Source organism: Geoglobus acetivorans (genome assembly GCF_000789255.1).
GTDB lineage: Archaea > Halobacteriota > Archaeoglobi > Archaeoglobales > Archaeoglobaceae > Geoglobus > Geoglobus acetivorans_B.
In genome coordinates, this window is the sequence record NZ_CP009552.1 from 645,882 (window position 1) to 672,481 (window position 26,600).

Below are 26,600 nucleotides of genomic sequence, written 5' to 3' on the forward strand. Positions count from 1 at the left end.
TTCTGCGTTTTTGAGCTGGAACACATGTGGAAGCCTTGCAAAAATTAATATATCCGGGTTTCAAGATAGCAGAGTAAAATGTCCATAGTCATAAGCCCAACCATCCAGAACGGAAAACTGAGTGGTCTGGGAGTCGAACAAAGGTATCCAACGAAGCAGCTTGGTTTATCATTCTACGATGGGGTCGAAAACAGCGAAATAAACAGAGATATCGTGAAAAATCACAGAGGGCTGTTTTACGCAGTTTCGTTTAAGTCCGACAGAGTTATCCTGACAAGGGACATTCTCGGCTCAAAACCGCTTTACTACAACGATCACCTTGCAGTGTCAAATTTCAAAAAATTCGTGCCTGAATTCAGAGAAGTCCTGCCCGGTGAATATCTCGAACTGGGATATGATGGGGAGGTGATATTCCAGGAAATCACTGAATTTTTCGAAGTGATAAAACCCGGTGAATTCGATAAACCCGTTATTGAGGAAAGAATCATTGAATCTCTTGAAAAAAAGAAATTTGGCAACGCATGTCTGAGTTTTTCGGGCGGAATCGATTCGTCGTTCCTTGCATATTTCTACGACGTCCCGCTTATTGCTGTCACGGCATCCAGGGCAGAGGAAAAAAGAATTAAAGATGCTGCCAGGCTTCTTGGAAAAGATGTGGACATATTCAGGTTCGATCTGGACACGCTGAAGAACACTCTTCCTGCAGTAATTACTGCAATCGAGACTTCCAACCCCCTGCAGGTCTCAATAGCCCTGCCGATATACCTCTCGATGAACTATGCAAAATCCCTTGGATTTACGGAAATAGTATTCGGTCAGGGGGCAGATGAGCTTTTCGGAGGATACAAGAGGTATGAGAACCTCATTGGAAAAAGCCTGGAAAAGGCATTGCTTGAGGACATCCTCAACATCGGGGACAACAATCTCGTGAGAGATGCGAAGCTGTCCTACATCAACGAGATGAGGCTCCACACACCTTATCTTGACTTTGACATCATAGAATCCGCACTTTCGATACCCGTTGAGTTAAAAATACATCGGGAAGGCGGGAAAGTTATCAGAAAATACTTTCTGAGAGAGATTGCAAGAAAATACATTCCGGCCGAGCTTGCCTATGCAAGTAAAAAGGCGATCCAGTATTCCACAAACACCTACAAAATGCTCGAAAAGGTGGCGAAAGCCTACAAAACTGAGCTTGGAGAATTCCTGAGGGGGATGTATGGAGATCAGACTGAACTGCACTGATAAAGGATGCCACAAATGCTGTATTGAGACAGAAATGCAGCTCAGTGAAAGAGATATGAAAAGGATTGAATCTCTTGGTTATGACAGAAATGACTTCAGCATCGAAGTTGACGGCATAAGGGTCCTCAGGAATGTGGATGGAAGGTGTTTCTTTCTGAAAGGTGGTCGATGCACAATATACGAAAACAGACCTCTCGGATGCAGACTTTATCCGGTAGTTTATGACGTGGAGAGAAAAAGAGCAGCAGTTCACGATTTCTGCCCATCAGCAGAGGAAGTCCCCGTATCAAAAATAAAGAGAGTTGAGAGGACACTCATCAAGCACATAAAAGACATCTACGGGTTTATCCCATAAAAATAAGGGCTGCTGAAAAACCCAGAAGGATTGCCAGAAGATACAGGCCGAGAGTTTTAGTTTTGAAGTCAAGAACCTCAGGAATGGCGAGCAGGAAAGTGAACGGAACGAGTCTGTAATTCACAAGGGCAGAGATTAGAGAGAACAAGGCAATTCCGGCAATGAGGGTTCTTCTATCAGAGTATATTCTCGAATCGGCCACAAGAACAGATGCAAAGGCAAATGAAATGAACAGAATGACCGTTTTCGGGTCTGCAATGTATGCTGCGGGCAGGGTTGTCAGAACGGATGCAAAAATAACATACTTCCTGAAATCTTTTCGAAATGCAACTGAAAGGGCAAGAGGAATTGCATACATGGCAACAAACGGATTGTCCAGCGCAGTAATTCCGGCGAGTGCTGCGGAAATCAGAACCACAGCGTAATCGATCCGTGATTTATTGCCCTTGAAGATAATATTGTGGCCTGAAGCTATGGCAAAGATTAGCGAGACTGAGGCCAGGAATTCAAGCGTATTCAGTCTGAAAGCCGAAACCAGGACAGCAGATAACCATATTGATGTTGCACCATGCATTTTAGGAATGAAAGACTTCACAAAATAAAATTGGAGAACTGAATATATCCAGATTTCCCCTAAGAAATTAGGATTGTGCTGTATAGTAGCATCTTTTCGGGCTTGTAATCCTGCCCTCTTTCTTGAGCCTGCTTATGATCTTCGAAACTTCCTTGCTGTCCATTCCGGCAAGCTCTGCAATTTCTGCAGTTTTCAGCGGCCTGCCAGCGTTCTTCAAAATCTCTATAATTTTTTCCTCAGACATTTCAATCACCATTTTTGAATTATTCTGTTCGGAATTTAAACTTTTCTTATCAAAATACGAATTGGAAATTATAGTACATAACTCCCGCCCAGACCTCACAATTCCCAGTTCAGCAAATTCTGGTGCCGCCACCACTGCAACAGAACTCTTTAAGCCCGACGCAGACCTTTTAATTCGCCATTTTTATAGCAAAAACTTTTAATTTTCACTTCCTTCTTTTAAGAAATTGAGCAAGTTTATTTTTATTCTCCAACTCTTCCATGACAGATTTACTCAAATTCAGTAAAAAACCCGTAAAAAATCCACAATCGAAAAACAAACCTCAGGATAAAATTCGCACGACGTTATAAACAACACGCATCACCGGAGGTTCGCTGCAGTATTTAAACGAAAGAAGCGGGAAGAAAGCTTTTTAAAGGAATCTGGGGGAATATTAACGGAGGTTAAAATCAGACCTTGAAGGGATTGAAAGAGAGGAAGATGAGGAAGAGGGGTTTATAATTATCAAGGTTAAAATCAGACCTTGAAGGGATTGAAAGTGTTCAGGGCGGAAGTATGCGAGGTAATCTTCGATCTCGTTAAAATCAGACCTTGAAGGGATTGAAAGGAAAAAATAATAGAAAAAATTTACACCTTTTCTGCCTTCATCGCCCTGTACAGGAAGTAAGCCAGACCCCCATACAGCACGGCGAATCCGAAAAGGCCCATGGCTATGGCATCAGGAGACATCCTTACTCCTCCACGAGAGTAGTGCTGAAACAAGCATTCCTGCCAGGATTACACCGAAGCCCGCAAGCAGGGCATTGACCGGGTAGCCTCCGTAAGGCTCCTTCAGATTGCCAGCTATGTCAAATCCAAGCAGAACCAGCAGTATTGCCGGCACGGCAAACTTGACAGCATAGCTCCACCATGAGCCAACCTTTATCTCTGATACGGCGTTTATGTGTTCCCTGATCTTTCCGAGGTCAAAGAACCATGCAACGGCTATGACCTCCAGCAGCCCCACAAGCACCAAGCCATAGTAGTTCACGAAATGGTCAACGATGTCAAGCCAGTACAGGCCAGCTTTCGTGGTGTAGAGCAAACTGCCTAAGAACCCGATTCCGACAACAAGGTTAACAGCTTTCCTCCTTTCAATGCCGAACCTGTCCATCACCGCCGCAACAACAGCCTCGACGAGAGAGATGGATGACGAGAGACCTGCAACAACCAGTGCGAGGAAGAACACCACAGCCGTGAACACCTTGAGGGCTGGGAGCATGTTGAGGGCCTGCGGGAAAACAACAAACGCAAGACCTATGGACTGTGCGACAACATCACCAATCTCGCTTCCGGTTGCGTATGCCATGTAGCCGAGAGTGCCGAATATTGCAAAGCCAATGAGGAAGCTGAATGCACAGTTCGCAAGGGCAACAATGAAGGCATTGTTGGCTATGTCGCTTTTCTCGGGCAGATAGCTGGCATAGGCAATCATTATACCCATTCCAAGGCTGAGAGTGAAGAATATCTGTCCAAAGGCTGAAAGCCAGATGTTGTAATCGCCGAGTTTTGAGAAATTGGGCTTGAGATACCACTCTATGCCCTCAATCGCCCCGGGCAGGGTCAGTGCTCTGACGACGAGGATTATGGCCAGAATCCACAGCAGTGGCATGAGAACCATGTTCGCCTTTTCAATACCCTTCCTGACACCCCTGAAGTCTATGAACCAGTTGAGCGCCCAGACAACTGCGGTTGCCACAAGAACCTCCACGGCAAACCCACCAAAGTTCCAGGGCGAGTCAGTAAGCTGCAGAATCTGCCCAAAGTAGTACGCTTTCGTCTCAGCACCCCAGGCGAGGGTGAAGGCCCTGGTGAAGTAAACTAAGGCCCAGGCAATCACCACAGAGTAATACATCGTGATGATCATTCCACCCACAACGGCCCACCAGCCTATCCACTCGAATTTTTTACCCACTGCTCTCAACGCCTGTGGGGCGCTTGCTCTGAACTTGTGGCCGAGCGCAAACTCCAGAATCATCAGACTTATTCCCGCAATAAAAAGCGCAACAAAATACGGAATCAGAAAGGCTCCACCACCGTTTTTATAGACAAGATATCCGAATCTCCAGATGTTGCCGAGACCTATGGCCGATCCCACTGCAGCAAGAACAAATCCTGCTCTCGTTGCCCAGTGCTCTCTCTGCAAGTAACCACCTCCTTGATATTTTGTCGCAAAAATGCGCAGTTGCTGAAAAAAGTATCTGAAATTATAAATTGTTGCAAACATCAGGAATGGCTTAAATAAGAAGATGTGAAATTTCTCCCATGAAGCTTGTACAGGTCTCTGACAGTTCCCATCTCATTCCCGGTGCCACAAACGTGGGAGTTATCCGGTGTGATGATGCAGCAATCCTCGTCGATACCGGCCTTGACAGAGAGTCGGGCCGGAAAATACTGAAGCTTCTCGAAAAGAACGGTTTAAAGCTCAAGGCAATAATCAACACCCACTCGCATGCTGACCATTTCGGCGGGAACAGTTACCTGGTGAATATGACAGACGCAAGGGTTTATGCCCCTGAAGTCGAGGCAGGAATCATTCAGTATCCCTACCTCGAACCGCTCTACCTGTTCTCCGCACACCCCGTGAACGAGATGATGAACCGCTTCCTCATGGCCAGACCATCAAGAGTGGATAATGTCATAGGTGCTGACGGCGAAACTGAATTTGACTTTGGAGTGCTAAAGCTCACCACAGTTCCGCTTCCAGGGCATTCTCCAGGACAGATTGGTGTTGAGGCTGATGGTGTGCTATACTGTGCAGACGCTGTGTTTTCCGGAAGAGTCATAGAGAAGTACAGAATCCCGCTGTTCATGGACATAGAAAAACAGATAGAAACACTATCGTTCCTGGAAAAAAGCAGCTTCGAGCATTATGTACCGTGTCATGCAGAACCGACAGAAGACATCTCATATCTTGCCGATTTGAATATGAACGTCATCGAGCGAGTTGAAGAATTTATTCTCTCCGTCGGCGGAGGCACAACAGAAGAGATTCTGAGAAGGCTATGCTCAGAGTTTGAAATAAGGCTGAGCAACTTCACGGAATACAGTCTCATGCTCGCAGCGCTGAAAGCATACCTCAGCTACCTGCACAACAGAGGTGACATTCAGGCAGAGTTTGACGGAATTCTTTACTGGAAAATAACCAGATAATGCGGGAGTCAGGCCCTGTGAGCCAACCCGACAATATCCTCCAGCTTTTCTCCCGTCATTCTTGTGTATGCTATCAGACTCTCCTCAAGGCTGTAGAAGATTCTGTTGGAGTAATAGAGAGCCGAACCTATCTGCACCGCTTTAGCTCCGGCAAGAATGAACTCTATAACGTCCTTCCAGCTGGTAACCCCTCCAGAGCCAATAACAGGTATGCTCAGCTCCTCATACAGATCCCAGACACATTTGACGGCGACGGGCTTAATGCCCTCCCCGCTCACCCCACCGCTAACGTTGCTCAGAATGGGCTTCTTTGCAAATATGTCTATTTTCATACCTTTCAGGGTGTTGATTGCCACAACACCGTCAGCTTTCCCCTCTTCGGCTGCCTTGCCAACTTCCACAATATCCCTGACATTTGGCGAGAGTTTGGCAAAAACCGGTTTGTTCGTAGCTTTTTTCACAGCCCCGACGATATCGCGAACGAGGTCAGGGTCGCTGCCCACCGCCAGCCCAACATCCCTGGCATGGGGACAGCTGAGATTCAGCTCGAAGCCATCTGCGAATGGAAAATACTCTACAAGCTCTGCAAATTCCTCGGGTGTTGAGGCGAAGAGGCTGACCACGAGTGGAGCGTAAAAAACGTAATCCTCAAGCTCCCTTGCAAAAGCTCTTGCTCCCGGAGAAGCCAGGCCAACAGCATTTATCAGCCCGTGGGAATAGTTGATCACGGCAGGATTGCTGTAACCCTCAACAGGTTCAAGCCCCACGCTTTTCGTAACCACGGCTCCGGCATTCTCGGAAAGCCTGTTCAAAGATGAGGCGAAGCTGCCCATAATACCGCTGGACAGCATCAGCGGATTTCTCATTTCAATTCCTGCCAGATTTATCCTCAGCGCCTCTCTCATTTTATCAGCTCAAACGCCTCTTTAAGCTTCAGATTTCCATTCTCAAAAAACTCTATGCTCTCCTTAATCTTTCTCGAAACGTCAGGATATTCATCTTCAATCTTCTCTGCCCATTCCAAGTATTTGGAAACATGCTCGTTATTGTGTTCAATCCAGTGCTGCAGGAGGTGCTTCAGTTTTTCAATCTCCATCGTTTCCTCACTCCAGATATTTTCTTATAAACTTTTCCGGATTTTTTCTCGTGATCTGAATGACAGTATCCTCATCGAATTCCTGGTTTAGAGTCCTGAGGGTCTCATCCGGGTCCACCCATATCACCGGAATCTCGCTGCCGTACAGAATTCTGTCAGGATACTGCATCACAGCTTCCCTGACTTCATCGCTGTAAAACCTCACCTTTTCGCCCGAGCGAGGGTCGGGGATTTCTACCCTGATGAACGCCAGGGATGTGTCCGAGTATATGTTACTCCTGGCATCGAGAAATCTCGGCAGGTGTTCCGTTTTCCCCACCATCATGTGTGCAAGAATTACGGGAAAGGAGTAGCTGTAAGCGAGTGTTTCATAAAATTCGGGAAGCGTGTATTTAAAGCCATTATCAAGGAAGTAGCCTGTATGAATTACAAGCGGTTTTCCAAGTTCGTCAAGGACCTCATATATTTCGAGAGCTTCTCTGCTATCCGGATAAAGCCTCTGGACCGGAGGATGAAGTTTCAGACCATCAATTCCCAGTTCGAAAATCCTGTATAGCTCTTCAGTACCGTTGTCCTGGTGAAATCCCGTGAACACGTGGCAATTCAACCTTTTCTTCAGTTCTGCATTCCATTCTGCAAGAGGTTTTGTCATTTCGGGCGTTATTGAATGGGTCAGATTGAAAAAGTGCCCAACACCCATGCTCCGGAGTTTTTCCAATACAGAATCAGCATCAAGCTGGACAGTGGCTTTGGATTTGTGTTTCTTCTCTATCCAGGCATACAGTCTCCAGAGGACTTCATCCGGAAAGACATGAACGTGCGTATCAATCATGGCCATCCCCGACTACAGACCTCCATTGTCAGGCACAGGTTTAATATTTTCCTTTTTAGCACGTCTGAAGAATGAATTGAAAAAATATTTTTCAGCACACGAAAAAGATTTAAAAATTATCTTGCCGGTTTTATCGCCCTTTCCGGACAGATCTGGGTGCAAACTCCGCATCCCGCACACAGAGATTCATCGATCCACACATTCTCTCCGTCATACACTATGGCCGGACAAGCAAACTGACTGACACACTTCATACACTTCACGCAGTCTTCGGTAACCTCGAACGGCCTTATTCTGATCCCTTTCCTCTTCCTCTCCCTGTTCCAGAGAATTGCACACAGCTGCCTTGCAACAACAACAGCCACACCATCATGTTCCATTGCCGATTTTATTGTGTTCTCCATCTTCCTGATGTTGTATGGGTTAACGACCTCAACAAACTCAACCCCCACTGCTCTGGCAACATCCTCTATCCTGACCCTGCTGCCATCCTCACCGCACCCCCTCACGTCCATACCGGGGTGGGGTTGATGCCCGGTCATCGCTGTTGTGGAGTTGTCAAGAACGACAAACACAACATTCGCCCTGTTGTAAACAGCATTTACGAGGGCCGGGAGAGATGCATGGAAAAACGTTGAATCACCAGCAGTAGCGATCACCTTGTTCGTAACAACCCTGCTGAGTCCGTTTGAAATTCCAAACCCTCCTCCCATGCAGAGTGTGATATCCACCGCCTCGAAGGGTCTGTTGACTCCAAGGGTGTAGCACCCGATATCGCTTGGCAAAGCCTCCTCACCCGCAACTTCCTTGATTGCGTAGTAGCTTGCTGCATGAGGACAGCCAGGACAGAAGACAGGTGGTCTCAGCGGTGCCATCTGGTTTGCAGGTTTCGCTTTTTCAATTGTCTCATCGTAGTTGAGCGACGTTGACTCACCGAGCATCCTTGCGATTCCCTTCTCGACGATGTGGACAGAATACTCATAATGCATGGGGAAGTATCCGTTTTTCTTGCCATAAATCTCCACTCCGTACTCTCCCGCAATCGCCCTCACCTGCATCTCAACGAACGGATCAAGCTCTTCGACAATGGCAACACTGTCAAGGCGTGATATGAAGTCCTCGACAAGCTTTTCGGGGAGGGGATTAGTGGTCGATAGCTTGAGCAGGGGTAAATCCTTTCCGAGCCTTTTCAGAGATTCTCTGGCATACCTGTAGGCGATGCCGCTCGCTATGATGCCCTTATCTGAATCTCCACCCTCTATCCAGTTCAGCTCAGAATTTCCAAAGTATTCCCGTATTTTTTCAATTTTTTCAAGCAAAACCAGCTTCTGTCTTCTTGCATTTCCCGGAACGAGGACATCAGTTGGAGGGTTTCTCTTCCACTCCACCTTTTCAAGTTTCTTCTCAGGAATTTCTCCAAGCTCCACAACGCCGCTTCCGTGATTCAGCCTGGTTACGGTTCTGAATATCACAGGGAGTCCGAATTTTTCAGAGATTTCGAACGCTTTGCTCACGTAATCCTTGGCCTCCTGAGGTGAAGTCGGCTCAATAACTGGTATTTTCGCGGCAATCCCGTACCACCTGTTGTCCTGCTCATTCTGACTTGAGTGCATTGATGGATCATCAGCAGAAATGCAGACAAAACCGCCTCTCGCACCCATGTATGCAAAGCTGAAAAGAGCATCCGCTGCAACATTCACTCCAACATGCTTCATCCCGCACATGCCTCTTTTTCCGGCAAGGGATGCACCCACAGCCACTTCAAAGGCGACCTTTTCGTTTACAGAATATTCAAGGTAAAAGTCCATTTTTCCCTTAAGCAACCTGCATGCCTGGCTCAGGGTATCCACAATTTCAGAGGATGGTGTACCGGGATAGGCAGAATAGATGTCGATACCAGCTTCAATTGCACCTCTGGCAATGGCCTCGTTTCCGAGCAGAAATACCTTCTCTCCAGGAGCGTCAAGAACTACCTCCTTAAGCATGTAATAACATTGTTCAGTGGACATTTAAATAATTTTTGATGTTGTAAAGAATAAAGGGGTCAAAGAATAACTTCAGTAAAATTAAAATATTAGAAAATTTAAATTTGGAAAGATGAATGTGGTCAACATTCTTCTGGTAGGTGTGGGGGGTCAGGGTATTCTCACGACTTCCGGCATACTCGCCAGATCTGCACTCAAAGCAGGATTGAACGTGGTTACAGCAGAAACCCACGGAATGGCACAGCGTGGAGGGAGTGTTGAGGTCCATGTCAGAATCGGAGATGCCGAATCTCCTCTTATCCCGATCGGCTCAGCCCACTACCTCATTGCCCTTGAACCGTCTGAGGCGCTGAGGTACATTCAGTATGCAAACAGGAACACAACGCTCCTGGTAAATGACAGACCGATTATACCGCCATCAGTCTCCCAGGGAATTTCCAGCTATCCGGACATCAAAAAAACGTATGAGAAACTGAAGGAATATTCGGAAAGAATTGAACTCGTTCCGGCATCAAAAATAGCAGAGGATGTTGCCGGCACGGTTCAGGCAACAAACGTGGTGGTGCTGGGAATGCTTTCCAGAATTGCGAATCTTCCATTCTCTTACGAAATAATCGAGAGTGCCATGAAGGATGTCCTCCCGGAAAAACTGCATGAGGCGAATATAAAGGCTCTGAAGGCAGGATATGACTACTTTTCGTGAGGTGATCAGCTATGGAAGTTAGGAAGGTTGCTGTCCTCGGGGCAGGAGCGATGGGTCATGCCATTGCGGAACTCTGTGCAATCTCAGGATACGAGGTCGTAATCAGAGATATTAAAGAAGAGATTCTTGAAAGAGCCTATGAAAAAATAAAATCAGGTCTCGAGAGAGACAGGAAAAAAGGCAGGCTGAAGGAAGAGGTCAGTTCGGTACTGTCAAGAATCAAAACCACGACTGACGTTGCATCTGCGGTTAAGGATGCTGATCTGATAATTGAGGCGATTCCCGAAATTCTCGATCTGAAAAGCCAGGTATTTCAGGAAGTGGAAAAGTACTGCAGAGATGATGCGATCATTGCAACAAACACCTCCTCTCTCAGCATCACACAGCTTTCAGAGTTTCTGAACAAAAAAGACAGGTTTGTGGGGCTTCACTTTTTCAACCCGCCAAAGATAATGAGGCTTGTAGAGATAGTCTATGGAAAATACACGAGCGAGGAGACAATAAAAACCGTTGAAGAAGTTTCAAAGAAACTGAACAGAGTGATAATCCACGTAAGAAAGGACGTCCCGGGCTTTGTCGTCAACAGAATTTTTGTAACAATGGCTAACGAAGCTGCATGGGCGCTTGAAAATGGAGAAGGAACTGTTGAAGAAATCGATTCAGCCGTCAAATACAGAATGGGGCTTCCTATGGGGCTTTTTGAGCTTCACGACCTTCTCGGTGGGGGGTGCATTGATGTCAGCTACCACGTTCTCGAATACTACAGGGAAACGCTCGGTGAATCATATCGCCCAGCACCGCCATTTGAAAGGCTGTTCAAAGCGGGACATCTGGGTAAAAAGTCAGGGAAGGGGTTTTACGACTGGGGTGAGGGCAAAACAAACGAGGTTCCTCTGAGGGCCGGAAAGGATTTCGACATCCTGAGACTGCTTGCTCCTGCTGTGAACGAAGCAGCATGGCTCATCGAAAAAGGTGTTGCAACGCCTGAGGAAATAGACCTCGGAGTCCTGTATGGTCTGAACTATCCACGGGGTCTCCTGAGAATGGCTGACGATGCAGGCCTGGACGCCATTCTGAAAAAGCTTGAAGACCTCTATTCCGAATACGGTGAAGAGAGATACAGGCCCAACCCGGTAATCGTCAGACTCGTTGAAGAGGGCAAAACTGGCAGAAAATCCGGTGAGGGGTTCTTCAAATACGGACCATTCATGTATGAGTTTGTCAGGGTGAGCATAGACAGAGAAAAGAGGATAGGGTTCATAAAGCTGAACAGGCCCCAGAGGGCAAACGCTCTCAATCCGACGTTTCTTGACGAGATATGCTCGGCTCTGGATGTTCTCGAAAGGGATGATGATGTGAGGTGCATAGTTATCACAGGAGAGGGCAGGAATTTCTGTGCCGGAGCGGACATGTCAGTGTTCGCAAGCGGCAAGGCAGAGGATATGCTGGAATTCAGCGAAAAAGGACATAAAACATTCACGAAAATTGAGACACTTTCCAAGCCGGTCATTGCGGCAATCAACGGACCTGCAATGGGTGGAGGATTTGAGCTTGCACTTGCATGTGACCTGAGGGTTGTAAGCAAGAAAGCCGTGCTTGCGCTGCCGGAACTTAACCTCGGCCTCTTCCCGGGATGGGGAGGAACACAGAGACTTGTTCACATCGTTGGAATGTCAAGAGCCAAACAGGCGATACTGATGAGAGAGCCAGTAGATGCAGACAGAGCCTACGAGTGGGGTATTGCCAACTATGTCGCCGAACCTGACGAGTTCATGGAAAAGGTTACCGAAGTTGCTGAAAAAATTGCCGATGGACCGCCTCTCGCCTACAAACTCGTGAAGAAGGTGATGTATTACGGCAACCAGGACCACCTCAGGACGGGTCTTTATCTGGAGGCAGCTTCTGGCGGAAACGTTGCAGTCAGCGAAGATATAGCTGAGGGGATTCAGGCGTTCATGTACAGGAGAAAACCGAACTTCAGAGGGAGATGATCAGGATGAGGGAGGTTGCGATTGTAGGAGCGGGAATAACCAGATTTGGCGTTAGAGAGGCGAGCTGGAGAGACCTCGTTCAGGAGGCGGGAAAGGCCGTTTTCGATGATGTGCCGAATCTGGATAAAAAGGACATTGATTCGCTTTTTGTTGGAGCGGCACAGCCTGAAAGGTGGGTTTTTCAGACTCATGTGGCTCCATACGTTGCCGAACTTCTGGGGATCAACGTCAGCAGGGTGATTTCGAGAACTGAGGTCGCATGCGCAAGCGGCCAGGCAGCCATAAGATACGCATGGCTTGCGGTTGCAACAGGCTTGAGCGATGTGGCCATGGTTGTTGGGGTTGAGAAGATGAACTCGAAATTCATGAGCGTTTCCCAGTCCAGCATGATCAATGTCGGAAACAGAGAATTTGACGGAGTTAACGGGTTCACCGCACCGCCATTTTTCGCAATGGTTGCCCAGAGGCACATGCATGAGTTTGGCACAACGAGCGAGCAGCTGGCAATGGTCAGGGTCAAGAATTCGTATTACGGTGCAAGAAACCCCTACGCCCAGTTCCAGAAGGAGGTTACGGTTGAGAAGGTTCTCGGATCAAGAATGGTTGCCCCGCCATTAACACTCTTTGACTGCAGTGCCATAACCGACGGTGCCTGTGCGCTCATTCTCACCAGCGAGGAAAGGGCAAGAGAATTCACCGACACCCCTGTATGGATACTCGGTGGGGTGCAGCACGTTGATTCAGCCCACACAACAAACCAGTTTGGAGACCTGAGCCACTGGGTCGGGTTGAGGAAGGCAGCAAAAGACCTCTACTCCATGCTCAAGATATCTCCGGACGACATAGATATGGCGGAGGTTCATGACTGCTTCACCATAAGTGAAATTCTGGAATATGAGGAGCTTGGTTTCTGCAAAAAGGGGGAGGGTGGAAAGTTCATCGAAGAGGGCGAGAGCTACATAGGTGGGAAGGTTGCTGTCAACCCGGGCGGTGGGCTGCTTTCGAACGGACACCCTCTCGGAGCCACTGGTGTGAGGCAGGCATGGGAGATGGTCATGCAGTTCAGGGGAGAGGTGCCGGAGGAAAGGTATGTGAATGGTGCAGAGATTGGAATCGCCCACAACCTGAGCGGAATGGCACAGCTTCACCACATCATGGCATACAGCATATATAAAAGAAAGGACCTGAAGCAGGAGGTGTAAAAAATGGCATCACACACCAGAAGGAAATTGAAGCTCCCTGATCAAATCCCTCTGAACCCTCTGCTCGATCTGTGGGAGCAGCAGGAACCGGAAGGGCCTGATGCAACACGCATATACGAATTTTACAGGTCTCTCGCTGAAGGAAAGTTCGTTACAACGAGGTGCATAACATGCGGAAAGATACACTTCCCCCCGCTGATTGTCTGCCCAAACTGCAACGGCGAAGACCTTGAGTGGATCGAGATTCCTGAGGAGGGCGAGCTTTACGCTTTCACCGAACTTAAACTCGGAGCGCCTGTTATAGTTGAGGATTACGCACCTTTCGTCATTGCCGTTGCAAGATTCGGAAACTACCCGGAAAACGGTGTGCAGATAAGCGGCATGATGTTTGACGTGAGCTATGAGGACCTTAAAGTCGGAGACCGGGTCACATGGGAGATAATGGAGATCGTTGGACCGGGCGATAAGACGAGATACTGGTACTGCTTCACCAGAGTTTAATCTTTTCCTCTTTCATGCATCAAACAAATTTTTCCCGGAAGGTAATATGATGAAGCCTGAACGTCTGAAGACTCTTTTCAACCCAGAATCCGTGGCTGTTGCCGGAGCTACGGACAATGAGAATAAGATGGGATATCACGTAATGAAGAGTCTTGTCGAAAGCTTTGATGGCAGAATATATCCTGTGAATCCGGGGAAAGACCAGGTTTTTGGCATAGCCGCATACCCCGGAGTTGAAGAGCTTCCGGAAGCTCCCGACCTTGCAATAATTGTGATTCCAAGAGAGAAAATCCACGATACTGTAAAGAAGTTCATTGAGAGAGGTACGGGGGCTTTCGTAATAATAACCTCTGGATTCAGGGAGGCTGAGATGCCGGATGGTGGAAAACTGCATGAAAAACTCAGAAATCTTGTTGAAAGGGCAAATGCAGTGGTTATAGGGCCGAATACCTTTGGCATCGTAAACGTCAGGAGAGGCCTTAATGCAAGCTTCACTCCTGCTCTGTTTAAAGTCAGAGGAGGCAGCATCGCTCTCGTAAGCCAGAGCGGTGGGATATGCCATCTTCTCGCACCTTATGCAATGAGGGAAGGGATAGGCTTCAGCAAGATAATCGGCCTCGGGAATCGTCTGAATGTTGATTTTCCTGAAATACTGGAATACCTCGCCACAGATGATGACACGAGATGCATAGCACTGTACATAGAAGGCACGGAGAATCCGAGAAGGATGCTGGATGAGATTGTGAAAATCACCAGGTCAAAACCGGTGGTTGCTCTGAAGGCGGGGAGATTCGAAAAGGCAGACAGGGCATCCAGATCACACACAGGGTCCATGGCGGGGGACTACAGAATTTTCGTTTCCGCTTTGAAACAGTATGGAGCGGTGGTTGCTGAAACGCTTGAAGAGCTTATATCGTTTGCCAAAGCCCTGTCAATGCAGAAGCCCATGTTCGGTGACAGGGTTGCAGTCGTATCCCTTGTTGCGGGTCTCGGGATGGTCGCATGCGATACAGCTGAAAAATGTGGAATGAAGCTGGCCGAATTTTCTGAAAACACGAGATCTCAGCTTTATGAACTGCTTCCGCCCTACACGATAAGGGACAACCCTGTTGATCTTGGTTTTGTTGCCAGCGACGTGGAATTGTGCGGGAAGGCAATAGAACTCATTGCAGAGGACAGAAACGTGGATGGAATCGTCCTGAACTACGTTTACTCGTGGTCCGGAGATTTCCTTCAGGTTCCGGTCGACAGCATAATCAGAGCATCCGGGCAAAAGCCCATGACGGTCTGTCTGAATTATCCTCCAGGCACATGGGATGACGTCAGAGAGAAAATTGAGGCAAACGGAATACCGGTGTATTCAACGCCCGAAATGGCTGTAAAAAGTCTTAAAGCGCTTGGAGATTACGGCAAAATCCTGCTCAGAGAATGATTCTTGCATCGACTGCCAGAATTTCATCACCGTCTGCAATAAGTGGGTTGATATCCGCTTCGACCACACCTTCCTCGATAACCATCCTTTCAAATTTCTTTACTATGCTGTAAAGCTTTTTCCTGCTGAAACCAAAGTTTCTGAATCCTCTCGATACAGCAGACAGTTTTGTCTCATCCATCATATCGTCAAAATCCTGCCACGTTATGGGCATCAATCTGAACGATATGTCCTCGAAAAGCTCTGCAAACACGCCTCCAGTCCCGAGGGCAAGAACATGTCCGAAAAACCTGTCCCTCTTCGCCCCGAGAAAAATCTCAAAGCCGTGAACCATCCTCTGAATTCCAGCCTCACAGCCAAGTTCATTCAGAGCGTGGAGGATTTCATCCACTGATCTCAGATCCTTAAACACTCCCAGCTCGGACTTGTGACCGCCAGTATTTGGCTTAACCACACAGGGTAAAGGCAGCACGTCTTTCAAACCAAGAACATCATCTTCCGAGGATACGAAAAAAGTGTCAGCAACCGGGATGCCGTACTTCCTGAGCAGGGCAAGAGATTCCCTCAGGTCAAGAGTTCTCATAGGCCATGCAAAAAATTGGAATGTTGGCTGGCTCAACCCCTCTTACCGTACATGTACTCAATCGATTTCACAATGTTGGTGATGACCCTGTTCGCCGGGACACTGACTCCAAGCCGCTCTCCCTCTGCAACGATTGCTCCGTTAAGCGTGTCCACCTCGGTCTTTCTCTTCGCCTCAACATCCTGAAGCATGGAAACCTTGTTGTCCTTTGTTCCCGCAAATGCCTGATAGACGAACTCGGCTATGTTTTCCATCTCCTCAAAGTAAATGCCTCTCGCCTTTGCAACGGCCACAACTTCCTCAGCCAGTATTTTGATCAGTTCCCTGCTGTTTTCGCAGGCAAGAGCTTCAACACTCGTCATTCCGGTTATGGCCGCCACGGGATTGCATGCAACGTTGGCAACAAGCTTTTTCCAGATGATTGGTTCGATATCGTCCACAACAAGAATCTCCTCTCCAGTCTTTCTCAGTTCCTCAACCACCCAGTTAAATCTCTCATCCGGATTCTTGTCATATTTGCCTATGGTCAGAAGGGGTCCGTAACCACCGACGTACCTGATGACGTTTGGCGAGACCGGCATGCCACTGTGGGCGGTAATACCTGCAATAACCTTCTCCCTGCCAACGATGTTCGAAATGATGTCATGCACAAGTCCATTCTGAACAGACAGAACCATGGTATCCTTCCCTATCATGGGCAGGGCATTCTTCGTTGCCGGTTCGGTTGCATACCCCTTCACGGATATCTGAACAAGGTCAACCTCGCCAACCTCCGCCGGGTCAGGGGTCACATGAACGTTATCAACGTGCACCTCGCTCCCATCCGGCATTATTATCGAATAGCCCTCCTTTCTGTAAAGTTCGACCTTCTCCTTCACAACTTCGATCAGTGTAACCTCGTGCTTCCTTCCAAATATGTATGCAAAAATGCTCCCAATTACTCCGGCCCCCACTATGGCAATCCTCATGTTTAATTGTTATTTTACAAATTTAAAAATTATTCGGTTAAATTTTGACAATGTTTGACACAAAGACACATTGGTGTTACAAAGTTAGACCGGCAAAAAATCTGAAAAAATTGAGGTGGTTCAGCACTTTCCACGAACAGACTCAAGGAACTCCTCACTTCCCATAACCTGAAAAGCCGGCAGACCCCTGAATCGATTGACAACAAACTCGTGAACCTCTCTGGTGTGGGAGGCGCAGCAATCCTTCAGCAGGATCACCCTGAAATCGTTGCTGATGGCATCGAAAGCCGTGGAAAGGACACATACGTGAGTGTTTATCCCTGCAAGAACGACTGTATCCACTCCAAGCTCTCTCAGGGTTATGTCCAGGTCGGTTCTGAAGAATGCACTGAATCTTCTTTTTTCCACAATGATATCCCCTTCCATGACTCCCAGTTCTTCGATTACCTCCACTTCCTCAGTTCCCCTTACTGCGTGTTTCTTCATGAAATTGAAGAGCCAGTCATTCTCAGGGTAGCTGTCGTTTGCAAAAATTATGGGAACAGAAAAATTCCTCAGCTCATCTATTACACGCCTGACTCTCGGGATTATCTGCAAATGCTCTTCGTTAAAAAAGGGTTTGTTCCCCTTTATCAGGTCTATGACCACGAGTGCCGGCCTCAATGCTATCAGACCTTTCTCTTGTCAACAACTCTCCTGGCCTTTCCCTCGAACCTTGGCAGGGTTTCAGGCTCCACAATCTCAACGGCCGGGGTTACATTCAGATAGCTCCTCAGTGTCTCCTGAACCTTCCGGGCAAGCTCATCGAACCCTATTCTGCCCACATATTCTGGGTTTATCTCAACCTGCACCTTCATCAGATCAAGCCCGTTTTCATCCCTCTCAAGTACGATCATGTAATGCTCGCTGACCTCCCTGACCTGCATGAGCGCATACTCCACGTGACTCGGAAAGACATTGACTCCCCTCACAATGAACATGTCGTCCGCTCTGCCGGTAATCCTGTCAATTCTCGGGTGCCACCTTCCGCAGTTGCATTTCTCGTAGATTATGCTGGTTATGTCTCCTGTCCTCCACCTTATCATCGGAAGTCCTTCCTTTCCGAGGACCGTAACTACGAGTTCGCCTTTCTCCCCCTCCCCGAGCTGCTCACCGGTTTTTGGATCGATTACCTCAATCAGGAATATGTCTGCCCAGAAGTGGATTCCAGCCTTTTCGTGGCACTCGCTCACTACAGGTCCGCTTATCTCCGAAGTGCCGTAGATGTTTATGGCATCAATTCCGGATTTGTTCTCAATCCTCTTCCTGGTCTCCTCGCTCCAGGGTTCTGCTCCAAAAACACCCATTCTGAGCTCAGTATCCTCCCTCAGATCAACTCCCATTTTGGCCGCATACTCTGTCAGGTAGATCATGTAACTTGGGGTACAGCATATTACTGTAGAACCGAGGTCCTTCATAAGCTCAATCTGTCTCTGAGTGTTTCCCGACGATGACGGAATTACCGTCGCACCAATCTTCTCTCCGGCATAGTGGAAACCAAGGCCGCCGGTGAAGAGCCCGTAGCCATAGGCGTTCTGGATTATATCCTCCTTCCGGATACCTGCCGAGTACAGTCCCCTCGCCAGGCTTTCGCTCCAGAGTTCAAGATCGTCGGCGGTGTATCCGGTAACTGTCGGTTTCCCGGTTGTTCCGCTGGAGGCATGAATTCTCAGAATTTTTGAAAGAGGTACTGCAAACATGCCGTAAGGATAGCTGTCCCTCAAATCCTGCTTTTTTACGAATGGCAGTTTCACAACATCGTCCACACTCCTGACATCATCCGGCCTGATTCCGGCGCCATCATACAGCTTCCTGTAAAACGGAGAATAGCTGTAGGCATAATGCACCGTGTTTCTCAGCAACCTCCCCTGCATCTCCCTGATCTCATCAGGGCCCATCTTCTCTATAACTGGGTTCCAGTACATCCAACCACCCCAAACAATATTAACCATTAACCATGAAAATTACACAGTAAATCGTATAAATAACTTTCTGTTAAGTTTGTAAAGTTAAGAGAGGCAAAAATTTTAATTCGTAAATTAATCCGGAATTCTGAAAAACGTCCACCTGAATTCGAGATCGTGTGGAAGATTTTTCAACCGCTCTTTCACCAGTTTTACCCTTTCCACATATTCAATTCCCGGAAAAAGTGCGTTTGACATCGCAGGGACTGAATAAAAATCGATTATCAGGTGTCTTCCAGCCCTGTAGTCCACCACGTCAATTTCCCCGCCAAGTTCACGAATCATGGACACTATTCGGTCTGATGGGTAAACCTCTCTGTGCATCAGGCCAAGCTCTGCAAGAGCATTATCTCCAGAGCGATAAATGCCCGAAAACAGACTGCCAGCAACTGTGCCACCGGTCCTTACAACCCGCAGAGCTTCTCTCAGCGCTTTTCCCGCATCGGGTATCAGAAAAATCGATGCATTGAATAAAACGGCGTCAAAGCTGCCATCCCTGAAAGGGAGATTTGCACCATCTCCCTGCACGAGATGAATCATGAATTCTCTGGCCTTCTCAAGCATTTTTCTCGAGATATCGAGCCCAACAACCTCACAGTCATCCAGAATCCGGGCAAGGACCCCGGTTCCGCAGCCAACATCAAGACACGATTCGAAAGTACCACCTGAAAACTCCACCAGATCAGAGGCGAGTCTGGTGAAAAATTCATGCTTTTCCTCAAAAATGTGATACGTTTCCCCGCTCAGGTCAAAGTTGCCCATCACAATCTTTTTTACCCTCTCCGCCCTATCACCCCCTGAGATCGCAGGAATCACTATGATCTCATCCTCATCCCGAACCATAATCGAATCAATTTCATCCTTCCTCACGAGTACGCCATTGAGGGAGAAGTTGTACGCCTCGACGTCATCAATCTCGCCTTTGAGTTCCGGATATTTCTCGGAGACGATTTTCAGTGCTTTTCCAAGGGTGATATCCCCGCCTACATGGATTTCGATAACCTCTCCATATTTTCGCTTAAGCGGTCCTACCAGCCTCACCCGCATATCACATCTCCCTTTCAATCAGAGCCTTAATGTAATTTCTCGAAGCAAGTCTTAACTCTTCCGAATTTATCTCTTCGGGGCTGAGGTATCTTATCGCACCAGTCGAGCAAAACTCTGCACACACCGGATCGCCACCGCAGAGGTCGCACTTGATGGGCTTTCCCGTTTCAGGATTCAGAAAATTCGCACCGAGGGGGCAGACAACTATGCATCTCCTGCACCCTATGCACCTCTCGTAATCAATTATCTTTGCACCCCTCTCGTCAACATATATCGCCTCAACCCTGCATGAATTCATGCACGGAGCGTCAATGCACTGCATGCAAACCACAGGAATCTCCATCCCTTCAAATACATCTCTTATTATCCTGATTCTCGACTTCTGGTAACCCACGACTCCATCGTGTTTCAGAGAACATGCGATCTCGCACTCCCTGCATCCGGTACAAAGCTCAGGGAACACCATGAGGTATCTCTCAGATGTCATTCACAGCACCTCCAGAATCGAATAATCAGGCTCAGATATCCCGAGCCGTTCGAGCGTTTCCCTCTTCGGAACCCCATTTTCATCCCAGCCGTGCTGCCTGTAGTATTCCTCGAGCATCATGTCGTACTTCTCTCTATCAAGCTTCCTGCCCTTCATGAACGGTAAACCCCTCTTGGTCTCCTCTCTGAAATACCTCTCGGGCGGGTAGTCGTCCTTTCTGCTGAATCCGTTCAAAACGTTGAACATTCTCTCGATGGTGTAATTCCTTTCACCAATCTCCATCAGATCCTCCTTTGTCATCCTGATTCCTGCTGCAAACTCTATCAGAGGCACGTAATCCTCAAATCTCGGAGAGTTTGCAGAGTTAAAAACGGTCTGGAACTTGCAGATCCCGAGACTGTCAACAACGTTGTAAAGCAGTTCATGCCACCACACCATTATTCCCTTTGTCTCGTAAGCCGTAAAATCGCTCACAATTCTGTGTCCGTATATCCTCTCAAGGGTTTCCTCAGGAAGCTGGAAGAGGTCAATTCCCGGTCTGCTCCTCAAATGGTCTGCCCCCCTCGTGGATGTGGCAATTCCAAGAGCGAAGCTTGGGATTCCTCTTTCGTCCGTCAGCAGGTTCGGATGTCCTTTTGTCTGGTTGGCATAGTAAAGCGAGTCCTTACCGAATTTTTCAGAGGCTTTCAGCATCCCGTCAGCAAGAACATTTCCAACATTCTTCCTTTCCACGATCATTTTCGCAAGCTCGAGAACTGCATTTTCATCGCCCCACTCAAGCCGCAAACCGCCTGTGTCATTCTCGGTTATATAGCCCCTCTGGAAAAGTTCAAACGCCCATGCGACAGTTGTTCCAAGAGATATCAGATCAATCCCCCATTTGTTTGCCATCTCATTGCATTTTATGACAAACTCCCAGTCGTAAACACCCACTCCGGTCCCAAATGCCCCTATGGCGGCATATTCCGGGCCCTCGGTCACAACCCCTCTGTATCTGCCCTCCCGGATCTTCACCCTGTGCCTGCAGTGAACACTGCATCCAATGCATGCCACCATTTTAACACTGTATTTCTCGAGATTCTCTGCTTCAAGCGGTTTTCCATCCTCTCCCGGAGTGTTGTACTGCCAGTTCAGCGTGCCAATAAATCCCGTGGTATATGACACATCATAAAGCAGAGGGGTGCCGAGACGTCCCAGAGTTTTTGCCCACTTGGTGTTTCTCGCCCGTCTGTCCACTTCAAGAGCGTAGTCAAGGAGTTTTTCTGGATCGTGAACCACCAGATCGATATCTCCGCTCGCCACGATCGCCTTGAGGTTCTTTGACCCCATAACAGCCCCGGTGCCGCTCCTCCCTCCGGCATTCTTTATTCCGTTCATCACGTTGGCGAAAGAGACGAGATTTTCTCCTGCCCTACCGATCACCATGCTCTCAGCCCTATCGTCTCCTGTCTCTTCTCTGAGCACTTTCTGTGCTGTGTGGGTATCGAGACCCCAGAGATGCTCAGCACTCCGGATTTCTATTCCACCATCTCTGACGAGAATGTAAGATGGTTTTTCAGCTCTGCCAACAATGAGGAGGTGATCAAAACCGGCAAGCCTGAGCTGTGGTCCAAATGCACCACCCATGTTGGAATCGCCAACACCGCCCGTCATGGGGTTTTTTGTAGAGATCTGCGTCCTTCCAGCACCGAGTGCTGGAAATCCCGTCAGCAAACCTGCACCGATGGCAAGGACGTTTTCAGGAGAATACGGATCAACATCGGGACGGATGGAATTGTAGAGATAGTACCAGTTAAGCCCTCTCCCTCCGAGGTGCTTTTTTCTCAGCTCAACAGGGATTTCTCTAACCAGAACCCTGTTCTTACCCAGATCAATGATTCCCAGCTTTCGGTTAAGAACCATACAAACACCTCATTCCGCCTTGCCCTGAACCTTGGGCTGTTCGGGATCCATCCAGCTTATTCTCCACCTTGTCCCGCAGTAGGGACATTCTGCAGTGTCCACACCTCTCTCAACCTCAAACCTGTGTCTGCAGTTCAGACATCTTGTCGAAGGCGCCATACTTTTTCCCTCGCTCAAAAATTTAGAAAACGCCTGATTGAGGCGCATTATCCAAGTGTGGTGTATCCTCCGCTTATGCTTATCACCTGGCCAGTTATGTACTCTGACTCGTCAAGAGCGAAAAAGATCACCCCATTGGCTATGTCTTCAGGCTTTCCGAGCCTCCCTCTGGGGTACGCTTTCACAAGCTTTTCCTCTCCGCCAACACTTTTCAGAAAGCCCTCGACCCCCGGTGTTTTTGTTACACCTGCGGCAACGCAGTTGACCGTGATATTGCGTCTGGCAACCTCCTTCGCAAGAGCCTTGCTGAACCCTATTACAGCAGCCTTCGCTCCGGAGTAGACCGCCAGATACGGCTCTCCAATTCTTCCCGCATCACTCACGATGTTTATTATCCTGCCGTATCTTTTCTCAAGCATGCCTCCCAGAAAGGCATGGGTGCAGTTCAGCGTACCGTAATAGCATATCCTGATGTCCTTTTCCCAGTCATCAGGGGTTGTGTCTATGAACTTCTTGATGGTCCAGAACCCCGCATTGTTCACCAGAATGTCAACCGTTCCGAGCTCTTTTTTAACGTACTCCGCCATCTCGGAAACCTCAGAATAGCTGGTAACGTCTGCTTTGTAGCCAAGAGTCTTGACGCCATATCTTTCGGCCAGTTCTTTAGCTGTTTTTTTCGCATCCTCTTCATTTATGTCATTGATCACAACATTCGCACCTTCTCTGGCAAATGCCTCAGCTATCGCCCTTCCTATACCCCTACCCGCTCCGGTTACCAGCACAACCCGATCCTTAAATCTCATCCTATCACCAGTATTACATTGTAAACACACTTTAAAAATTTAATGTTTAATTCGTAAAATAAAGCTGGTCAAATTGAGAGCAATGTAACAATGATCTCGGTCAGAGCCTTCAAAATCCTGTGTTCCGTAATGATTCCCACAATCTTCCCGTTATCCTCAACATAGAGCTGCTTGACATTATCCGAAACAAACTTGATCATCGCATCCCGTAAGCTCATGTCTGCCGGAATGGTTTTCAGCGGGGTTGACATTATCTCCCCAACCCTGACCTCTGCAGGGTCCTTCCGGTCCATCAGCACCTTTCTGACGACGGTGCCTTCAGTTATCAGGCCAATCTCCTTTCCGCTGTCATCGACCACAACCGCACATTTCACGCCCTTTTCAATCATTTTATTCATTGCCGAAAGCACATCCTCGTTTTTCTCAACCTTCGTTACATCCTCATTCATCACATCCCTAACTCTCAGCATCACCGGCAACTCCATCACCCCGTTTTACAGCTCAAAATAATGCTTCTCGAGGTCCACCATCTCCTCAGCCTTCCCTTCACTCACTATCTCACCCTTGACAAGTACGCTCACCCTGTCCGCAAGCTGAAGTGCAAGATGGACATTCTGCTCCACAAGAAGTATGGATATCTCAGTCTCCTCCCTTATTCTCTTCAGAGCTTCCATTATTTTCCCGAGAATTATAGGCGCAAGCCCCATCGATGGTTCATCAAGCAGAAGAAGTTCGGGATTTGACATCAGTGCCCTGCCGATTGCCACCATCTGCTGCTCTCCACCACTCATGTTTTTAACAACGTTATTTTTCAGCTCCTTTATTCTCGGGAAGAGGTCATAAACGAATTCAAGCTGTTCTTTGGCATTTCCGTTTCCCGCTCCAAGCAGGAGGTTGTCCTCAACCGTCATATCGGGAAAGAGTTTTCTCCCCTCCGGACACACCCCCATACCCAGCTTGATCCTTCTGTATGGTTTCAGAGAAGAGATTTCCCTATCCTTGAAGAGTATCTCACCCTCTGTTTTCACCATGCCACATATCGAATTGAGAAGGGTCGTTTTCCCAGCCCCATTGGGGCCGAGGACTGCAAGCGTCTCCCCCCTGTCAACATGCAGTGAGACGTCGTGAAGCACGTGTGCTTTCCCGTAATACGAGTTGAGGTTGCGGACCTCAAGCAACCGCATACCCATCACCGAGATATGCTTCAATAACCTTCACGTCGTTCACGACCTCGTCCGGTTTACCTTCACAGAGCAGAATGCCATAATTCAGCACCAGAACTCTCTCCACGTGGCTGAAAAGCTCCTTGAGCTTGTGTTCAATAATCACCATCGTTACACCTCGTTCCTTCAGGTGGTCTATCACCGAATGAAGCTCTGCGCACTCTTTCGGACTCAAGCCCGAAAAAGGTTCATCGAGAAGCAGAAGTTTGGGCTGCGTGGCCAGCGAAAGGCCTATATTCAGTTTCCTCAAATCCCCCTGCGAGAGATTCTTTGCAACCATGTTCCTCTTGCTCCACAGACCGAGTTCCTTCATTATGTCCTCATACTCTCCACCAACTGCCAGGAAATTCTCCTCCACAGTCATATTTCTGAACGCCCGTATAATCTGAAACGTCCTTACAAGTCCAAGTTTTACAAGCTCGCTTGGCCTCTTTCCAGTAATGTCCTTCCCGTCAAAAAACACTCGCCCTTCAGTAGGCCTCATATGGCCAGAAATAACATTGAAGAGCGTTGTTTTCCCCGCTCCATTGGGGCCTATTATACCCAGACACTCTCTGTCAAACACTTCAAAGGAAATATTTTCCAGTGCTACAAGTTCACCGAATTTTTTCTTAACATTTTCAACTTTGAGTACTGGTTTCATCGAATGTTGTATTTGCTCACGAAATATTTAAGTATTACCTTTTTCAATCACAATAAATGATGAAAAAACTGATATTAGTTCTGGTGTTGGTGGCAGCATTAGCACTCGGTTGTGCACAGGAGCAGAAGCCAGAAGCGACACCTACACCCACACCCCAGGCTACACCCACTCCACAGGCCACCGCAACCCCGACACCCAAATTTGAAGGGAAAACGGAGGTTGTGATTGGAGTCATAGGTCCCATGTCTCTGCCTGAAGGAACTGCCGAGAAAAATGCAGCCCAGCTCGCAGTTGATGAGATAAACGCACAGGGTGGAATTCTCGGCCTTCCAGTAAGACTTGTCGTGGGAGACACGAAACTCAACCCGGATGCCGCAACTGCCGAATTCAGAAGGCTCGCCACACAGGAAAATGCAGACATGATCACGGGAGGGTTCAGCAGCGGAGTCATGAGCGCAATGATGGAGGTCATGGCTGAAACAAAGACGATATTCCTCTCAGATGCTTCAAGTCCCGTACATCCGAAGATGGTTGCCGAAAACTACGACAAGTACAAGTACTGGTTCAGGGTGAGCCAGAACAACGGTTCAACTTTCGCACTGGATCTTGCAGCAATGATCGACTACCTGAGAAGCAAGGGTGTTGAGATCAACAAGGTGTATATCATAAGAGATGAGCATGTCTGGACCGATCCCGTTGTTGCCGGTCTGACTCCTCTGCTTGAGGAAAGAGGTATAGAAATTGTTGGAGACCAGAAGGTTCCGAGAGGATTTACCGAATATGAGCAGATCCTTCTTGACGCTCAGGACAAGGGTGCAGATTTGATAATGCCGATACTCGCCATTTCCGGTACGGGAGATGTTCTCGCAAAGCAGTGGGCTGAACTGCAAATACCTGCCATTCTCGGCGGGCATGATCTCGCTGCAATAGATGCCCAGTTCTATGAGAAGACCGGTGGGGCTGCCAATTATGAAATATTCCTCGTTGATGGCGGTGTGCTGATAACCTCGCCACCAACCGAAATGGCGGCCAAGTTCATCGAGAATTACAAGAAGAAGTACGGGCACTATCCTGAATCCCATCAGGCGTATGGAGCGTACGACGCAGTGTATCTCTACAAGATGGCGGTAGAAGCTGCATATAAGGCTGGAGAAAAGAATCCGTTTGATCCTGATGTTGTCGTCAAATACCTTGAGAAATACAAGCCCGGAAACCCTGCCAAGCTGACGAGGAACATTGCTTTCTACAGCAATCACGCCCTTGTCTGGGGCGATGAATATGTCAGAAACTTCATAGCCCAGTGGCAGGATGGAAAGCAGTACTATCTGTACCCATCGACCGTTGCGAACGGAGACCTTAAGTTACCACCGTGGATTTGAACTTAAAAAAGTTCCAGAATTTGTAAACTTTGACCGAAATTTTTTTATTTT

General features: G+C 48.0%; 29 protein-coding genes. 9 read left to right on the plus strand and 20 right to left on the minus strand.

What is annotated here, in order from left to right; translation table 11 throughout:
* Positions 1-78: 78 nt before the first annotated feature.
* Together GACE_RS03720 and GACE_RS03725 are read left to right on the plus strand one after the other, a co-directional pair.
* Positions 79-1,245, plus strand: coding sequence for an asparagine synthase C-terminal domain-containing protein (locus tag GACE_RS03720; protein WP_048091296.1), 1,167 nt, complete (start codon positions 79-81; stop codon positions 1,243-1,245).
* Positions 1,220-1,600, plus strand: a complete 381-nt coding sequence (locus GACE_RS03725; RefSeq protein WP_048091298.1) for a YkgJ family cysteine cluster protein — start codon at positions 1,220-1,222, stop codon at positions 1,598-1,600. Before GACE_RS03720 ends, GACE_RS03725 begins: the two co-directional genes overlap by 26 nt.
* Here the strand turns inward: GACE_RS03725 and GACE_RS03730 are convergent.
* The 4 genes from GACE_RS03730 to GACE_RS03740 form a co-directional block, all read right to left on the minus strand.
* Positions 1,590-2,174, minus strand: a complete 585-nt coding sequence (locus tag GACE_RS03730) for a hypothetical protein (protein ID WP_048091300.1) — start codon at positions 2,172-2,174, stop codon at positions 1,590-1,592. The two genes, GACE_RS03725 and GACE_RS03730, sit on opposite strands and share 11 nt — an antisense overlap.
* 67 nt (positions 2,175-2,241) lie before the next feature.
* A complete protein-coding gene (locus GACE_RS03735; RefSeq protein WP_048091302.1) occupies positions 2,242-2,430 on the minus strand; it encodes a winged helix-turn-helix transcriptional regulator in 189 nt (62 codons plus the stop codon).
* A 615-nt stretch (positions 2,431-3,045) separates the two neighbouring features.
* Complete coding sequence (locus GACE_RS11515; protein ID WP_148305912.1) at positions 3,046-3,147, minus strand: MetS family NSS transporter small subunit; 102 nt, start codon at positions 3,145-3,147, stop codon at positions 3,046-3,048.
* Positions 3,137-4,603 carry a sodium-dependent transporter gene (locus tag GACE_RS03740; RefSeq protein ID WP_048093612.1) on the minus strand — a complete coding sequence of 489 codons (1,467 nt, stop codon included), beginning with the start codon at positions 4,601-4,603 and terminating at the stop codon, positions 3,137-3,139. Before GACE_RS03740 ends, GACE_RS11515 begins: the two co-directional genes overlap by 11 nt.
* Positions 4,604-4,722: 119 nt before the next feature.
* Here GACE_RS03740 and GACE_RS03745 point away from each other — a divergent pair, with 119 nt between their 5' ends.
* Complete coding sequence (locus GACE_RS03745; protein WP_048091304.1) at positions 4,723-5,610, plus strand: MBL fold metallo-hydrolase; 888 nt, start codon at positions 4,723-4,725, stop codon at positions 5,608-5,610.
* An 8-nt stretch (positions 5,611-5,618) separates the two neighbouring features.
* On the opposite strand, the gene GACE_RS03750 is transcribed toward GACE_RS03745, so the two are convergent.
* From GACE_RS03750 to iorA, 4 genes are all read right to left on the minus strand, one after another.
* Entirely contained in the window at positions 5,619-6,515 is an 897-nt protein-coding gene (locus GACE_RS03750; RefSeq protein ID WP_048091306.1) for a dihydroorotate dehydrogenase, read from the minus strand.
* Positions 6,512-6,706, minus strand: coding sequence for a hypothetical protein (locus GACE_RS03755; RefSeq protein ID WP_052400209.1), 195 nt, complete (start codon positions 6,704-6,706; stop codon positions 6,512-6,514). The genes GACE_RS03750 and GACE_RS03755 overlap by 4 nt, the downstream gene beginning before the upstream one ends.
* 7 nt (positions 6,707-6,713) lie before the next feature.
* Entirely contained in the window at positions 6,714-7,538 is an 825-nt protein-coding gene (locus GACE_RS03760; protein WP_158413797.1) for an amidohydrolase family protein, read from the minus strand.
* A gap of 116 nt (positions 7,539-7,654) precedes the next feature.
* A complete protein-coding gene (gene iorA, locus GACE_RS03765) occupies positions 7,655-9,523 on the minus strand; it encodes an indolepyruvate ferredoxin oxidoreductase subunit alpha (RefSeq protein WP_048091310.1) in 1,869 nt (622 codons plus the stop codon).
* Positions 9,524-9,635: 112 nt separating this feature from the next.
* On the opposite strand from iorA, the gene GACE_RS03770 reads away from it, so the two are divergent.
* From GACE_RS03770 to GACE_RS03790, 5 genes are read left to right on the plus strand one after another with little or no spacing between them, the layout of a single operon-like run.
* A complete protein-coding gene (locus GACE_RS03770; RefSeq protein WP_048091312.1) occupies positions 9,636-10,226 on the plus strand; it encodes a 2-oxoacid:acceptor oxidoreductase family protein in 591 nt (196 codons plus the stop codon).
* An 11-nt stretch (positions 10,227-10,237) separates the two neighbouring features.
* Positions 10,238-12,217, plus strand: a complete 1,980-nt coding sequence (locus GACE_RS03775) for a 3-hydroxyacyl-CoA dehydrogenase/enoyl-CoA hydratase family protein (protein ID WP_048091314.1) — start codon at positions 10,238-10,240, stop codon at positions 12,215-12,217.
* Positions 12,214-13,419, plus strand: coding sequence for a thiolase domain-containing protein (locus GACE_RS03780; protein ID WP_048091316.1), 1,206 nt, complete (start codon positions 12,214-12,216; stop codon positions 13,417-13,419). The genes GACE_RS03775 and GACE_RS03780 overlap by 4 nt, the downstream gene beginning before the upstream one ends.
* 3 nt (positions 13,420-13,422) lie before the next feature.
* Complete coding sequence (locus GACE_RS03785) at positions 13,423-13,920, plus strand: Zn-ribbon domain-containing OB-fold protein (protein ID WP_048091318.1); 498 nt, start codon at positions 13,423-13,425, stop codon at positions 13,918-13,920.
* Positions 13,921-13,966: 46 nt separating this feature from the next.
* Positions 13,967-15,352 carry a CoA-binding protein gene (locus tag GACE_RS03790; RefSeq protein WP_052400210.1) on the plus strand — a complete coding sequence of 462 codons (1,386 nt, stop codon included), beginning with the start codon at positions 13,967-13,969 and terminating at the stop codon, positions 15,350-15,352.
* On the opposite strand, the gene GACE_RS03795 is transcribed toward GACE_RS03790, so the two are convergent.
* From GACE_RS03795 to GACE_RS03845, 12 genes are all read right to left on the minus strand, one after another.
* Complete coding sequence (locus GACE_RS03795) at positions 15,342-15,935, minus strand: acetate--CoA ligase family protein (RefSeq protein ID WP_048091321.1); 594 nt, start codon at positions 15,933-15,935, stop codon at positions 15,342-15,344. The two genes, GACE_RS03790 and GACE_RS03795, sit on opposite strands and share 11 nt — an antisense overlap.
* A gap of 32 nt (positions 15,936-15,967) precedes the next feature.
* A complete protein-coding gene (locus GACE_RS03800) occupies positions 15,968-16,903 on the minus strand; it encodes a ketopantoate reductase family protein (protein ID WP_048091323.1) in 936 nt (311 codons plus the stop codon).
* Between the two features lie 120 nt (positions 16,904-17,023).
* Positions 17,024-17,566, minus strand: coding sequence for a cysteine hydrolase family protein (locus GACE_RS03805; RefSeq protein WP_052400211.1), 543 nt, complete (start codon positions 17,564-17,566; stop codon positions 17,024-17,026).
* 5 nt (positions 17,567-17,571) lie between these two features.
* Positions 17,572-18,867 carry a phenylacetate--CoA ligase family protein gene (locus GACE_RS03810; protein WP_048091327.1) on the minus strand — a complete coding sequence of 432 codons (1,296 nt, stop codon included), beginning with the start codon at positions 18,865-18,867 and terminating at the stop codon, positions 17,572-17,574.
* 114 nt (positions 18,868-18,981) lie between these two features.
* Positions 18,982-19,953, minus strand: a complete 972-nt coding sequence (locus GACE_RS11185) for a methyltransferase domain-containing protein (RefSeq protein WP_052400212.1) — start codon at positions 19,951-19,953, stop codon at positions 18,982-18,984.
* A gap of 1 nt (position 19,954) precedes the next feature.
* Entirely contained in the window at positions 19,955-20,440 is a 486-nt protein-coding gene (locus tag GACE_RS03820) for a 4Fe-4S dicluster domain-containing protein (RefSeq protein ID WP_048091329.1), read from the minus strand.
* Positions 20,441-22,342 carry an aldehyde ferredoxin oxidoreductase family protein gene (locus tag GACE_RS03825; RefSeq protein ID WP_048091331.1) on the minus strand — a complete coding sequence of 634 codons (1,902 nt, stop codon included), beginning with the start codon at positions 22,340-22,342 and terminating at the stop codon, positions 20,441-20,443. It lies immediately after the preceding gene.
* Between the two features lie 9 nt (positions 22,343-22,351).
* Positions 22,352-22,501 carry a hypothetical protein gene (locus GACE_RS11625; RefSeq protein ID WP_158413798.1) on the minus strand — a complete coding sequence of 50 codons (150 nt, stop codon included), beginning with the start codon at positions 22,499-22,501 and terminating at the stop codon, positions 22,352-22,354.
* A gap of 47 nt (positions 22,502-22,548) precedes the next feature.
* A complete protein-coding gene (locus GACE_RS03830; RefSeq protein WP_048091334.1) occupies positions 22,549-23,304 on the minus strand; it encodes an SDR family NAD(P)-dependent oxidoreductase in 756 nt (251 codons plus the stop codon).
* A 68-nt stretch (positions 23,305-23,372) separates the two neighbouring features.
* On the minus strand, positions 23,373-23,789 hold the full coding sequence (locus tag GACE_RS03835) for a CBS domain-containing protein (protein WP_048091336.1): 417 nt from the start codon (positions 23,787-23,789) through the stop codon (positions 23,373-23,375).
* 9 nt (positions 23,790-23,798) lie between these two features.
* On the minus strand, positions 23,799-24,488 hold the full coding sequence (locus tag GACE_RS03840) for an ATP-binding cassette domain-containing protein (protein WP_202962747.1): 690 nt from the start codon (positions 24,486-24,488) through the stop codon (positions 23,799-23,801).
* A complete protein-coding gene (locus tag GACE_RS03845; RefSeq protein WP_048091340.1) occupies positions 24,475-25,170 on the minus strand; it encodes an ATP-binding cassette domain-containing protein in 696 nt (231 codons plus the stop codon). The genes GACE_RS03840 and GACE_RS03845 overlap by 14 nt, the downstream gene beginning before the upstream one ends.
* A 56-nt stretch (positions 25,171-25,226) precedes the next feature.
* Between GACE_RS03845 and GACE_RS03850 the strand changes: the two genes are divergently transcribed.
* Positions 25,227-26,549 (plus strand): ABC transporter substrate-binding protein, encoded by a 1,323-nt coding sequence (locus GACE_RS03850; RefSeq protein ID WP_048091341.1) that lies wholly within the window; start codon positions 25,227-25,229, stop codon positions 26,547-26,549.
* Positions 26,550-26,600 lie beyond the last annotated feature (51 nt).

Excerpts from the sequence above, each read along its gene's own strand:
- GACE_RS03780 (WP_048091316.1), top strand. The coding sequence starts at position 12,214 with ATGATCAGGATGAGGGAGGTTGCGATTGTAGGAGCGGGAATAACCAGA.
- GACE_RS03785 (WP_048091318.1), top strand. The coding sequence starts at position 13,423 with ATGGCATCACACACCAGAAGGAAATTGAAGCTCCCTGATCAAATCCCT.
- GACE_RS03830 (WP_048091334.1), bottom strand. The coding sequence starts at position 23,304 with ATGAGATTTAAGGATCGGGTTGTGCTGGTAACCGGAGCGGGTAGGGGT.
- GACE_RS03835 (WP_048091336.1), bottom strand. The coding sequence starts at position 23,789 with ATGGAGTTGCCGGTGATGCTGAGAGTTAGGGATGTGATGAATGAGGAT.
- GACE_RS11185 (WP_052400212.1), bottom strand. The coding sequence starts at position 19,953 with ATGCGGGTGAGGCTGGTAGGACCGCTTAAGCGAAAATATGGAGAGGTT.
- GACE_RS03825 (WP_048091331.1), bottom strand. The coding sequence starts at position 22,342 with ATGGTTCTTAACCGAAAGCTGGGAATCATTGATCTGGGTAAGAACAGG.
- GACE_RS03750 (WP_048091306.1), bottom strand. The coding sequence starts at position 6,515 with ATGAGAGAGGCGCTGAGGATAAATCTGGCAGGAATTGAAATGAGAAAT.
- GACE_RS03840 (WP_202962747.1), bottom strand. The coding sequence starts at position 24,488 with ATGCGGTTGCTTGAGGTCCGCAACCTCAACTCGTATTACGGGAAAGCA.
- GACE_RS03795 (WP_048091321.1), bottom strand. The coding sequence starts at position 15,935 with ATGAGAACTCTTGACCTGAGGGAATCTCTTGCCCTGCTCAGGAAGTAC.
- GACE_RS03850 (WP_048091341.1), top strand. The coding sequence starts at position 25,227 with ATGATGAAAAAACTGATATTAGTTCTGGTGTTGGTGGCAGCATTAGCA.
- GACE_RS03775 (WP_048091314.1), top strand. The coding sequence starts at position 10,238 with ATGGAAGTTAGGAAGGTTGCTGTCCTCGGGGCAGGAGCGATGGGTCAT.
- GACE_RS03820 (WP_048091329.1), bottom strand. The coding sequence starts at position 20,440 with ATGACATCTGAGAGATACCTCATGGTGTTCCCTGAGCTTTGTACCGGA.
- GACE_RS03760 (WP_158413797.1), bottom strand. The coding sequence starts at position 7,538 with ATGATTGATACGCACGTTCATGTCTTTCCGGATGAAGTCCTCTGGAGA.
- GACE_RS03770 (WP_048091312.1), top strand. The coding sequence starts at position 9,636 with ATGAATGTGGTCAACATTCTTCTGGTAGGTGTGGGGGGTCAGGGTATT.
- GACE_RS03800 (WP_048091323.1), bottom strand. The coding sequence starts at position 16,903 with ATGAGGATTGCCATAGTGGGGGCCGGAGTAATTGGGAGCATTTTTGCA.
- iorA (WP_048091310.1), bottom strand. The coding sequence starts at position 9,523 with ATGCTTAAGGAGGTAGTTCTTGACGCTCCTGGAGAGAAGGTATTTCTG.
- GACE_RS03735 (WP_048091302.1), bottom strand. The coding sequence starts at position 2,430 with ATGGTGATTGAAATGTCTGAGGAAAAAATTATAGAGATTTTGAAGAAC.
- GACE_RS03790 (WP_052400210.1), top strand. The coding sequence starts at position 13,967 with ATGATGAAGCCTGAACGTCTGAAGACTCTTTTCAACCCAGAATCCGTG.
- GACE_RS03845 (WP_048091340.1), bottom strand. The coding sequence starts at position 25,170 with ATGAAACCAGTACTCAAAGTTGAAAATGTTAAGAAAAAATTCGGTGAA.
- GACE_RS11625 (WP_158413798.1), bottom strand. The coding sequence starts at position 22,501 with ATGGCGCCTTCGACAAGATGTCTGAACTGCAGACACAGGTTTGAGGTT.
- GACE_RS11515 (WP_148305912.1), bottom strand. The coding sequence starts at position 3,147 with ATGTCTCCTGATGCCATAGCCATGGGCCTTTTCGGATTCGCCGTGCTG.
- GACE_RS03730 (WP_048091300.1), bottom strand. The coding sequence starts at position 2,174 with ATGCATGGTGCAACATCAATATGGTTATCTGCTGTCCTGGTTTCGGCT.
- GACE_RS03755 (WP_052400209.1), bottom strand. The coding sequence starts at position 6,706 with ATGGAGATTGAAAAACTGAAGCACCTCCTGCAGCACTGGATTGAACAC.
- GACE_RS03725 (WP_048091298.1), top strand. The coding sequence starts at position 1,220 with ATGGAGATCAGACTGAACTGCACTGATAAAGGATGCCACAAATGCTGT.
- GACE_RS03720 (WP_048091296.1), top strand. The coding sequence starts at position 79 with ATGTCCATAGTCATAAGCCCAACCATCCAGAACGGAAAACTGAGTGGT.
- GACE_RS03810 (WP_048091327.1), bottom strand. The coding sequence starts at position 18,867 with ATGTACTGGAACCCAGTTATAGAGAAGATGGGCCCTGATGAGATCAGG.
- GACE_RS03745 (WP_048091304.1), top strand. The coding sequence starts at position 4,723 with ATGAAGCTTGTACAGGTCTCTGACAGTTCCCATCTCATTCCCGGTGCC.